7 protein-coding genes are annotated in these 12,670 nt (G+C 33.9%); 6 read left to right on the top strand and 1 reads right to left on the bottom strand.

What is annotated here, in order from left to right; all coding sequences use genetic code 11:
- Positions 1 to 173: 173 nt before the first annotated feature.
- The 6 genes from ACE939_RS07040 to ACE939_RS07015 all read left to right on the top strand — a co-directional run bounded on the left by ACE939_RS07040 (position 174) and on the right by ACE939_RS07015 (position 9,829).
- Entirely contained in the window at positions 174 to 2,030 is a 1,857-nt protein-coding gene (locus ACE939_RS07040) for a DNA topoisomerase IV subunit B (RefSeq protein ID WP_378188196.1), read from the top strand.
- Between the two features lie 24 nt (positions 2,031 to 2,054).
- Complete coding sequence (locus tag ACE939_RS07035; protein WP_378188194.1) at positions 2,055 to 4,721, top strand: DNA gyrase/topoisomerase IV subunit A; 2,667 nt, start codon at positions 2,055 to 2,057, stop codon at positions 4,719 to 4,721.
- A 6-nt stretch (positions 4,722 to 4,727) separates the two neighbouring features.
- On the top strand, positions 4,728 to 5,585 hold the full coding sequence (locus tag ACE939_RS07030) for a mechanosensitive ion channel family protein (RefSeq protein WP_378188193.1): 858 nt from the start codon (positions 4,728 to 4,730) through the stop codon (positions 5,583 to 5,585).
- Between the two features lie 658 nt (positions 5,586 to 6,243).
- Entirely contained in the window at positions 6,244 to 6,975 is a 732-nt protein-coding gene (locus ACE939_RS07025) for a DUF3800 domain-containing protein (RefSeq protein ID WP_378188191.1), read from the top strand.
- 1,064 nt (positions 6,976 to 8,039) lie between these two features.
- Positions 8,040 to 8,588 carry a helix-turn-helix domain-containing protein gene (locus ACE939_RS07020; protein ID WP_378188190.1) on the top strand — a complete coding sequence of 183 codons (549 nt, stop codon included), beginning with the start codon at positions 8,040 to 8,042 and terminating at the stop codon, positions 8,586 to 8,588.
- 110 nt (positions 8,589 to 8,698) lie between these two features.
- Positions 8,699 to 9,829 carry a nuclear transport factor 2 family protein gene (locus tag ACE939_RS07015; RefSeq protein ID WP_378188188.1) on the top strand — a complete coding sequence of 377 codons (1,131 nt, stop codon included), beginning with the start codon at positions 8,699 to 8,701 and terminating at the stop codon, positions 9,827 to 9,829.
- A 587-nt stretch (positions 9,830 to 10,416) separates the two neighbouring features.
- Here the strand turns inward: ACE939_RS07015 and ACE939_RS07010 are convergent.
- The gene (locus tag ACE939_RS07010; protein WP_378188187.1) at positions 10,417 to 12,663 is read right to left on the bottom strand and encodes an RICIN domain-containing protein; all 2,247 of its coding nucleotides are present in this window, start codon (positions 12,661 to 12,663) and stop codon (positions 10,417 to 10,419) included.
- Between the last annotated feature and the right edge of the window lie 7 nt (positions 12,664 to 12,670).

Here is a 12,670-nt window from a genome sequence, read left to right as displayed (position 1 = left end):
AGAGAAAAGCTATACAATTGAAATACGAAGTATGGTAATCAAGTTATATGGGTAAGAATCTGTAAATCAATTAATCAACAATGTCGGATTTATAATTGTTAATTACTTTGTAATTAGCAAGTTTTAAATTTGTAGGTGAAGTCTTATCTTAGCAAGCATTCTACCCAAAATTTATGAGCAACGAAACGAAGTATACAGAAGATAACATTCGATCTCTTGACTGGAAAGAACACATCCGTATGCGTCCTGGGATGTATATTGGTAAGTTAGGTGACGGTTCCTCTGCAGATGATGGTATTTACATTTTATTAAAAGAAGTATTGGATAACTCTATTGACGAATTTGTCATGGGAGGAGGAAAAACTATAGACGTTTCAATCCAAGGAGAAAAAGTGATTGTGCGAGATTATGGTCGTGGAATTCCTTTGGGTAAAGTCGTTGATGTTGTATCCAAAATGAATACAGGAGGAAAATATGACAGCAAAGCTTTTAAGAAATCGGTTGGATTAAACGGAGTAGGAACCAAAGCTGTTAATGCTTTATCATCCTTTTTTAGAGTAGAGTCTACGAGAGAAGGAAAATCAGCCTCTGCCGAGTTCGAAAAAGGAAACTTAATTAATAGAGATACCCTTGAAGAAACTTCGAGAAGACGAGGAACCAAAGTTTCTTTTATCCCCGATGATTCCATTTTTAAAAATTATAAGTACCGCGCAGAGTATGTAGCCAAAATGCTTAAAAATTATGTGTATCTCAATCCAGGGTTAACCATTATTTTTAACGGTGAAAAATTCTTTTCTGAAAACGGACTTAAAGATTTACTTTCAGAGAGTATAGGAGAAGAGGATCGACTGTACGATATTATTCATCTTAGAGGTGATGATATAGAAGTTGCTATTACCCATAGTAAAACCCAATACAGTGAAGAGTACCATTCTTTTGTAAACGGTCAAAATACTACACAAGGAGGAACGCATCAAGCAGCATTTAGAGAAGCAGTTGTCAAAACTGTTCGCGAGTTTTACGGTAAAAATTATGAAGCGAGTGATATTCGTAAGTCTATTGTTTCTGCTATTAGCATTAAAGTAACCGAACCTGTTTTTGAGAGCCAGACCAAGACAAAATTAGGATCTACCGATATGGGAGATGGTTTGCCAACGGTTCGTACCTTTATCAATGATTTCTTAAAAACAAAGCTAGATAATTATCTACATAAAAATTCGGCTACTGCAGAGCAATTACAGCGCAAGATTTTGCAAGCAGAGCGAGAACGTAAAGATCTTTCAGGAATTCGAAAATTAGCCAAAGAGCGTGCAAAAAAAGCTAGTTTACATAACAAAAAACTTAGGGATTGTAGAGTCCACTTAACCGATAGTAAAAAAGATCGTAATCTAGAAAGTACACTTTTTATAACCGAGGGGGATTCAGCTAGTGGTTCGATAACCAAATCTAGAGACGTTAACACACAAGCGGTGTTTAGTTTAAGAGGAAAGCCGCTTAACTGCTACAACATGAGCAAAAAAATTGTTTATGAGAATGAAGAGTTTAATCTATTGCAGGCAGCGCTCAATATTGAGGAATCTATGGAGGATTTGCGCTATAACAATATTGTGATAGCCACCGATGCCGATGTAGATGGTATGCACATACGACTCTTATTGATCACATTTTTCTTACAGTTTTTCCCAGAGCTTATTAAAGAAGGACATCTTTATATATTACAAACACCTTTATTCCGAGTACGAAATAAAAAAGAAACTATTTATTGTTATTCTGAACAAGAACGGCGTGATGCCATAAGTAAATTAGCCGGAAAACATGAGATTACTCGTTTTAAGGGATTAGGTGAAATTTCTCCAGATGAGTTCGTACATTTCATAGGTGATGATATACGTTTGGATCCTGTAATGCTAGACAAAGAACAAACTATAGAAGAATTGCTATCTTTTTATATGGGTAAAAATACTCCTGATCGACAGGAATTTATTATCGATAATCTCAAGGTAGAATTGGATACAATTGAAGAACTATAATTTTAAGTGAATCCCTAAATTTATATGAATACAGATAAGGAAAACGAATCTGATCCGTTAGAAAATACTCCGGCAGAGAACCAAGAACCCCAACACGAGCCACAAGAAGTTATTACCAAAGTCTCTGGCATGTACAAAGATTGGTTTTTGGATTATGCCTCTTATGTAATTTTAGAACGCGCCGTACCAGCAATCGAGGATGGACTTAAACCTGTACAGCGTCGTATTTTACACTCGATGAAAGATCTAGATGATGGCCGCTATAATAAAGTAGCTAATATCGTAGGGCATACCATGCAATATCACCCGCATGGAGATGCGAGTATCTCGGATGCTATGGTACAGATAGGTCAAAAAGATCTATTAATCGATATGCAGGGTAACTGGGGTAATATTTTAACTGGTGACCGTGCAGCAGCAGCTCGATATATCGAAGCACGTTTATCCAAGTTTGCGTTGGATGTCGTGTATAATGCAAAGATTACAGATTGGCAACTTTCATACGATGGGCGTAAAAAAGAGCCTATTAATTTACCTATTAAATTTCCTTTATTACTAGCTCAAGGAGCCGAAGGTATTGCGGTGGGGTTAAGCACAAAAGTACTACCACATAACTTTATAGAACTTATTGACGCCTCTATAAAGCACTTACAAGGAAAGAAATTTACAATTTTACCAGATTTTCCTACAGCGGGAATCGCAGATTTCACCAATTACAATGATGGACAGCGAGGAGGTAAAGTGCGAGTTCGTGCAAAAATATCCCAATTGGATAAAAACACCCTTGTAATCAATGAAATTCCTTTTTCGACTACTACAAGTTCTTTGATAGATTCTATTTTAAAGGCGAATGAAAAAGGAAAGATTAAGGTTAAAAAAATAGAAGATAATACCGCAGCAAAAGTCGAAATATTAGTGCACCTCCCTGGCGGAATTTCACCTGATAAAACTATTGATGCTTTGTACGCTTTTACTAACTGCGAAGTCTCAATTTCACCCTTAGGATGTATAATTGAAGATAACCGTCCTAATTTTATAGGCGTGTCAGAGATGCTGCGTCGTTCTACTGATCATACTGTAGAATTGCTTAAAAGTGAATTAGAAATCCAACTTAATGAGTTGCAAGAACAATGGCACTTTGCATCGTTGGAACGAATTTTTATTGAGAATAGAATCTATCGAGAAATCGAGGAGGAGGAAACCTGGCAAGGTGTTATAAATGCAATAGATAAAGGCTTGAAGCCTCATATCAAACACTTAAAAAGAGCAGTTACCGAAGAGGATATCGTACGATTGACCGAAATACGTATAAAAAGAATTTCAAAATTTGATATTGATAAGGCGCAACAAAAAATAGAAGCACTTGAGGCAGATATAGCTCAAATAAGGCATCATCTGGATAATTTAGTACTATACGCGATAGATCACTTTAAACGATTAAAAACAACCTATGGTAAAGATCGTGAACGACAAACAGAAATAAGAATTTTTGATGATATCGAAGCTACCAAGGTTATCATTAGAAATACAAAGCTTTATGTAAATAGAGAAGAGGGCTTCGTAGGAACCTCATTGCGTAAAGATGAATATGTTGCAGATTGCTCAGATATTGATGATGTAATCTGTTTTACTGCAGAGGGTAAAATGATGGTCACTCGGGTAGATGCCAAAACCTTTATAGGTAAAGATATTATCCATGTAGCGGTGTTTAAGAAAAAGGATAAACGTACGATCTATAATATCATCTATCAAGATGGTAAGGGCGGTGCATCCTACGTAAAACGTTTTGCAGTAACCAGTATTACTCGAGATAAAGAGTATGATATAACACAGGGTAAAAAGAATTCTAAACTATCCTACTTTTCTGCAAATCCCAATGGAGAAGCCGAGGTTGTAACCATTCATTTAAGACAGGCGGGAAGTATCAAAAAATTAAAATTTGATCTCGATTTTGCCGATCTTTTAATTAAAGGACGAGGGGTTAAGGGTAATATCGTGACCAAGTATAATATTAAACGAATTGAATTAAAAGAGCAAGGAGTTTCAACTTTAAAGCCAAGAAAAATTTGGTTTGATGAGACAGTGCAGCGACTCAATGTAGATGGTAGAGGGGAGTTGTTAGGAGAGTTTAGAGGAGAGGATCGCTTATTAATTATTAATCAACGGGGTGTTGCAAAAACGATAGTCCCCGAGATTACCGCTCACTTTGATTCTGATATGATTGTTTTAGAGAAGTGGAAGCCCAAAAAACCAGTTTCTGCCATTTATTGGGACGGAGAAAAAGAGCGATATTTTGTAAAACGTTTCTTAATAGAAAATCCAGAAAAAGAGGAAGTTTTTGTAACCGAACATCCCAAGACGCAATTGGAAATTCTATCAACAGATTACAAACCTCAGGTGGAGATAGTGTATAATAAAATAAGGGGTAAGGAGCAAAAACCAAGTGATCAAATTGAATTAGAAGAATTTATTTCGATAAAAGGAATCAAAGCGTTGGGGAATCAATTAACAACTGAAAAGGTGAAACAACTTAACTTATTAGCGCCTATACCTTTTGAAGAACCAGAACCTATAAAACCAGAGGATATCGAGGTTAACGATGAGGTACCAGTGACACCCGATAAAGAAAAATCTACTCCAGATACCAAGGGGGAAGAAAATGATGATGAGGCACAAACAACCTTATTTTAATTTTTGATGGAAAAGTTTCTTCAAAAATACATAGATGTATCCACCGTAGAGGGTACATTGCTCTATAGTTTGGCAGTACTGCTAATATGCTGGGCAGTATCATTAATTTTAGGTTTTATACTTGGTAAATTCTTGTATTACAGACAGAATAAAGCATTACGAGGAGTTACCCAAATCAAATTTTTTAAGAATGCACTTCGTTTGTTGCTCTTTCTTTTAGGTATTTTTATTATAGTTCTAACAGTTCCTGGCCTTAGAGAAAAAGCAACCTATATCTTTTCTGGAGCAGGGATATTAGCAGCGGTTATAGCCTTTGCAGCACAGGCGGCTGTAGCCAATATTATTGCTGGTATTTTTATTGTTATTTTTAAACCCTTCAGAGTAGGGGATTATATAAAACTTGATGAAGAACGCTTAGGAATTGTCGAAGATATTAATTTGAGACAAACTGTTATTCGTACGTTTGAAAATAAGCTATTAATCATTCCTAACTCTGTAATTAGCAATGAATCTGTACTTAATCATAATATTCGTAACTCTAAAATATTGAGTTTTAATAATTTTAAGATAGGATTATTCGCAGATATTGATAAGACTAGAATTATTATTCAAGAAGAGGCCCGAAAATTATCCTTATACTTTGATAACCGAACGAACTTTGAGATTGAAAATAAGACAGTAAGTGATGTAGAGGTGCGTGTTATCGAAGTTTTTGATACGTATATTCAAATAAGAGCTTATGTATGGATATCAGATCCCTTTATGGAGTTTAAGATGAAATGCGACCTTAAAGAGGCTGTACAAAAACGTTTTATAGCCGAAGGTATTGAGATGCCAATACCTTTACGCAAAATCATTCAATAGCCACAAGTTTTTGATCCGTTAGAAACCTTAAGAGGCAGCCTGAGATAAGGGGCAAAAAATAGAATCTACAAATGGTTAGTACTGTTTGCTTTTTTTTATGATTATAGTATCCATAAGCTAGTTAAATATCTCTCCCGTTAGGTATCTAGGTGAACAAACAATAAAAGCTTCAAAGCAAACAACACCTGTTTAAACTAGTAAAAAACGATAAAAATACGGTATAGTTTCATTATTTAGCAAAGCACATATTTTGCTAAACCCTTGCCACCACTGCTTGGAAAGTTGCCGCACTTGTCAGGAAGCTTTCCCAGAGGTGGGAAACGTTGCCGCACTTTTCAGGAAGCTTTCCCGATGGTGAGAAATGTTGCCGCACTTGTCAGGAAACTTTCCCGAAGGTGGGAAACGTTGCCGCACTTGTCAGGAAGCTTTCCCAGAGGTGGGAAATGTTGCCGCCCTTGTCCTGAAGGGTTTTAAAATCTGTTGGATCCTTACGTAGTTTATATATAATAAATTATGTAGTTTAGTACTAATAAAACCCACTACCAACCCCACTTAGTATCCCAAGGGTAGTGTTTGTAAAAGAGAAATATAGTTATCATAGGTGACAATATAACATTGTTGACAATAAGCTCGAAAATATGAATAGAGACTAAAATTTATGACAGAAAAAGGAGACTATATTGTTTATGTAGATGAATCAGGAGACCACGGATTGAAAAATATTGACAATAATTACCCAATATTTGTATTGACTTTTTGTTGTTTTAAAATATCTAATTACATAGAACAAGCAGTTCCAGAACTTCAACGTTTTAAATTTAAGTATTTTGGACACGACCAAATAGTTCTACACGAAATAGATATAAGAAAGAATAAAGAGCCTTTTAAGTTTTTGCGAACTAACAGAGAATTAAGAGAAAGCTTTATGTCAGATTTATCAAAAATTATCGAAAATATTCCTTTTCAGATTGTTCCCATAGTTATTGATAAAAGAAAACTTATGTCGAAATACAATAAGCCTTTTAACCCTTATTATTTAGGTTTACGCTTCGGTTTAGAAAAGCTAAATCAAATACTATTATATGACGGTCAAGAAGGAAAAGAAATTTCTTTGATTTTTGAAAAAAGGGGAAATAATGAAGACAAAGATTTAGAACTTGAATTTTTGAGAATTTGTACTGAAAATCAACAGTTCGGATATAAAAATATAAACTTTGGCAAAATGGCATATAAATTTTTAATCTCTGACAAAAAAACGAATTCTAGTGGATTACAGTTAGCTGATCTAACAGCTAGACCAATTGGTCTGAAATATTTAAGACCAAATCAAGTAAATAGAGCTTATGATATAATAAAAAACAAGAAATTTGGTTATAAAGTATTCCCATAAAAAACAAAATCCCCAGTAAAGACCGAGGAAAAATGCCGACCGGGAAAAGCCCAATCCGAAGACAAATATACATACTATATACGTATTAACCAAAAAAAGCAAAGTAAGAAAACACAATAACGTGTATAGAACATAGCTTTTGTAGGCTTTCTGAGAGGTTTTTGTATATTTATAATATCTACCAAATTTAATTTGGTATTTAAAAAATGATAAATTAAAAACAAAATATGAAAATTTGATTCTTTGTTTATCCGAAAAGTTAGTGTCTTTTTATAAGCAACTAACCTTACACAAACACATTAGTGTACCATGAAGCTGTGTTTGTCCAGTGGGTGAGAATCCCACCAGAGTAATTGGCTGTTCACTCTGAAGAATAGCATGCAATTGTTCTTGTGTGGGATCTGCTGAAGCTATGAATTTTCAAAAAATCAAGTCGGATGAGTGAAAAGTTCACGTACGGTTTGATAAAGGATGCACTGATAGTTCTAGAATATTTATATCTTTAACAGATACAAATAGGAGTAGCGCTATCAGGCACTACGCTACGCCACAAGCTCAAAAAATTACGAAATAAATTGAATTTAGATAACAAATTAATATTTTTTTTTAGTGCTTTAGGTGCTTTTAATAGCATTGTAATAAGCATCTACTTTCTGTTTTTTGCTAGGCCTAGGAATAAATCAAATTACTTTTTAGGTGGATTACTTATCGTGTTAAGTATTCGGGTTTGGAAATCTTTATTTTTCTATTTTAATCCCGAGCTTTCTAAAACATACCTGCAAATAGGATTATCTGCTTGTTTTCTTATAGGACCATTTTTATATTTCTACATTAAATCTAAGGTTCTAAAACCTGAAGAATCCATAAGGTTTTTATACTTTCAGTTATTTTTCCTTTTAACACTTATCATAAGTGTAGGGATATTATATCCATATCAAAAAAATATAGACCTTTGGATTAACTATTTTTATTACATCATTAATTTTCAATGGTTTGTTTACATCTTGATATCTGCATTTCTATTAAAAAATATTATTCGAAAATTACTGTCCAAAAATGAAAAGTTGAGATATAATGAGGTTTGGATTTTTAGTGTGTTCTTTGGGGTTTTAATCATATGGACGGCATATAATACGGCATCGTACACGTCATACCTTTTAGGAGCATTATCATTTTCTTTTATTTTTTATTTGTCAGGGTTAATGCTTTATTACAAAAGGAAAAAAGAATTTATCATTTCAGCAAAAAAAGAAAAGTATGCAAATGTTCAAATAAAAGTAACGGAAGCTAATCGATTATTGGGAGAAATCAAATCCATAATAATCGATGAAGAGTTATTTAAGAACCCAAACATAACAATGCCTGTTTTAGCTAAAAAAATTAATATTCGCCCACAATTATTATCACAATTATTAAATAACAATCTAAATAAAAGCTTTTCTCAATTTATTAATGAGTATAGAATTGAAGAAGCTATACAGCTTATAAAAACAAAGCCTTATTTAAAAATTGAAACAATTGCTGAAGAGTGTGGGTTTAATTCGAACAGCACGTTCTATTCGGCATTTAAAAAGATAACGAATACTACGCCTTCAAAATACAACGATAAATAGTCTGTATTCTATACTCCAAATATATACATTAGGAGTTTTAAAGTATATTTCTAGTATAACATACGTAAATGTTTCAACTAAAATTGCAGTCAAAACAAAATTCAATTTTTATGAAACATCCTTTCTTAGTATTTGGTCTGATTTTTTTTAGCTTATACTCTTACGGACAAACTGAAGAACATCAAATTAGAAATACCCTTTTAAATTATGTTAATGGCACATCTTACAATCAACCCGAACTTATTCAAAAAGCATTTTACTCTAAAGCAAATCTCTTTTTAGATAGCAAGGAAGAAGAATTATGGATAATTTCTATTAAAAAATACCAAAGCTGGTACGAAAATAAAAAGCAGGGGGAGTTCAATGGTAGAATCGGTAATATAATATCAATAGACTATAACAATACAATTGCTACTGCAAAGGTAGAAATATTATTTCCAGAGGTTAATTCAAGATATATAGACTTGTTTCTTTTAAAAAAAATAGAGAATGAATGGAAAATTATTAGTAAAGCTGCTACAAAAGATAAAAAAAATACTACAACCGTAGCAGATAAGATTCTATTTATAGTTTCAAATGCAGCATATTATGGAAAATCTGATATTCCTACAGGCAATAGCTTCTCTGAACTAGTAAATGCCTATGATACTTTTAAAGAAGCAGGTTTTACTGTAGATTTTGTGAGCCCGAAAGGTGGCACTATCCCTCTTTCATATATTGATACTTCGGACTCCTTAGCTATTAAATATTTATATAATCCAGATTTTATGTACGCCTTGAAAAACACATATAAGCCTGACGAAATCATTGCGCATAATTATAAAGCAGTACATTACATAGGTGGGGGTGCTGCAATGTTTGGAGTTCCTGAAAATAAAGAAATTCAAAAAATATCAATGACTATTTATGAACAGCACAACGGAATTATATCTTCCGTATGTCATGGGACAGCGGGAGTTGTAAATCTCAAAACTAGTGATGGCAAATACTTATTTAAAAATAAAGTAGTAAGTGGGTATCCAGATTCATTTGAAAAGAAAGATGCAGAATATTTCGCACATTTTCCGTTTCTAATACAGAAAACATTAGAAGATCGAGGTGCTATTTTTAAATTCTCACCAAGAAACAATTCTCACATTGAAGTCGATGGAAATTTAATAACAGGACAAAATTATTTATCATCCAAAGATGTTGCATTCAAAATAATTGAAAATTTAAATAATCGAAAAAGAACCAATTAAAATACAAGCATTTTTCTAAAATCTAAAAAGTATTGCCAGCGGCTAATACCAGTAACCGTTGCACAAGTCCTTTAAAAAGATAAAACGAACTGCTTAGCAATGTCAAGGTTCGAGTAATTACTATTTTAGATACCCATATTCATATTTGTACCTATGTATAGATATCTGTTCCCTTTAAGGAATTCAAAATGAAATATGGCCTAAAAAAGACTGTTCAAAAGCGATGTATAGAAGAAGGTTTAGGGATGCCTATTTCTCTTCGTAAGCTTATTTAATAGCAACATTATTTCCCATTATCTCTGCAGTTTTGAGGGTACATACTAAGGATACCAATAGTTAATATTTGTATGATAATTCAATACAAGTTTATCTAAGACTATCCCTAAATACAATTATTTTAACCAGAGTTAAGTGCTTGTTTTTATTAGTGGCTTAGCTAAGGTAAATTAGTAACTTAAGATGGTGGTTTTTTAACCGACCTTCATCATTCAAAGAAATGGATAATAATATTGTAAGTAGCAAAAAAAATGGATTGTTTCATGCTTATGTGAAACAATCCATTCAAATTATCTTTTAAATTTTAAAACTTATTTGCGAATGATAACTTTAATATGTTGATTCGATGGATTATCCAAAGTTTTGATAAAATATAATCCCGCTCGTAATTGCGTTGTATTAATGTGGTTTATCCCGTTGTGAATAGTATTAGATAACACGAGTTTTCCTGAGTTGTTATATACCTCTAGAATGTTTTCTTTTTGAGCTGTGTTAAGATACTCAATCTTAAGAATATTATCTTTTACAGGATTAGAATGCAGTATAATGCTACTACTATCAACCGTTCGTTGACTCGTTGCAGTCATCGATGAATACGATGTAAGGATGTTAGAAAGGCTAAATTGTTGACTCCAATAACTACTATTACATCTGTAAAGTACAATATTGGCTCCATTTACATCTGAAGAATTTGAAACACGTAAGCACATATTTGTACTTCTACTTTTGATGGTATAGTAACCTTCTGCAACTTCATCTATCTTGAACATCTCACTCCACCAACCCTCGTTACACGTAAATTGAAAGACATTTCCATTTGCAGCACGCATACATTTACCACTACTTTCTACCTTAAGGTATACATAACCATCACCAGCATCTTCAATTTTCCATTTTTGATTTTGAGCACCTGTGGATTCCCATTGAATAATATTTGCGTTGTCCAAAGTTGATCTTTCTGACACATCAATATTTTTTTTGCTATGTCTATTTGTAATCACCGTATAAGTATCAGATTCAATTGCGCCATCAGGATCCGTATAATTAGCTACTCCATTGGCATTTTGATTTGTAGTAATTGAGGCAACCAGACTGTTTATATAGATCTCAACGTTTGTGTAGATTGTACTTAAAGTATACGCCACACCGTCTGAAGCATCATTACTGTTCAATCCTCGTGATGATTCCCATGAGTCTGGCATTCCGTCACCATCAGAATCTGTAGGGGCAGTAACAGAGTTGTACGTTGGCCATCCGCCCACATCACTTTGGGTATCAATGATACCATTTTTACTTCCATTAGAACCAGTAAAGGTGTAGGTCCCATTTTTGGCTTCACTCACAATACGGCTATCTATTGGATCTCGTTTTAAAGATGCACCTCCATGTGCAAGAATAGCGTTAAAAGCCTCTTTGGCAGTATGGGTAGTTATATGATTCTCTCCTTGATGCGGAGTAGTTATGCGCATTCGCTCTTTATCAGATGACGAAACGGGGATTGAATATTCACAGGATATAGTATTTCCATTACTATCTTTACAACTGTTAGAATATGAGCTATAGGATCCATGAAACTGATTGTAGACACCATGTTTCCAATTATCATTTGTAGCATCTTCATGTCCGTCAACATAGTTTCCATCTATAAAAAATTTACCCCATGTATCGTAAACTGCTGTGCCTTTGGTTTTATTTTTATCAATAGAAAAAATGCGGCCTCGTTTGGCATTACTTCCATTTGTTGCTTTTGTGGCAGGCCCAGGTTTATAGTAATTGTTAATAATATTAATGTTCATAGCTTCTCCACCGTAAGCACTGTTATGACCCCAGTTATAAACCACGTTATTTCTAATATCAACAAGATCGGTTAGCGCAAATGCCGTACCAGCTTGTTCACCAAATCTCGCATTACGACTGTCGTGATGAGCTAATAAATTGTGGTGAAATGAAGCTTTCTTTCCACCCCAGATACCTCCATATCCATGTGCACCTTTACCGTGAACAGAATTACGAAGACTTTCAGAAATAATACACCATTGTAAGGTGGTGTTTTCATTATTGTATATAGACACGCACTCATCTGTAGACCAGCTCATTGAGCAGTGATCAACAATGATGTTTTTATGGAATCTTCCGCCTAAGGCATCACCTTCATGTTTTGCTTCATCTCCCATACGAAAACGCATATATCTTATAATTACATTATCTGCGTCTATAACTAAAGAATAATTTTTCAAACAAATACCATCACCAGGGGCAGTTTGACCAGCAATGGTAATATCTCCATTACTAATTTTAATACTAGAATTTAATGTAATCGTTCCCGAGACTTTAAAGATCACAGTTCTTGGTCCGCTTGCTTTAACGGCATCTCTTAAACTTCCAGTACCGCTATCCTTTAGGTTAGTCACGTATATGATTTTACCACCTCGACCTCCAGTAGTATATCGTCCAAATCCCTCTGCTCCTGGAAAAGCTGGAATTTTATTGGTGGTTTGAGCAGTAAGAATTGTTGAGAATAATGCTAAAAATGCAATTAAATAGAATTTAAATTTCATGATTTGT

Source organism: Aquimarina rhodophyticola (assembly GCF_042434915.1).
Lineage (GTDB): Bacteria > Bacteroidota > Bacteroidia > Flavobacteriales > Flavobacteriaceae > Aquimarina.
Note: the sequence above shows the minus strand (reverse complement) of the source record. Positions and strands in the feature narration are given on the sequence as shown.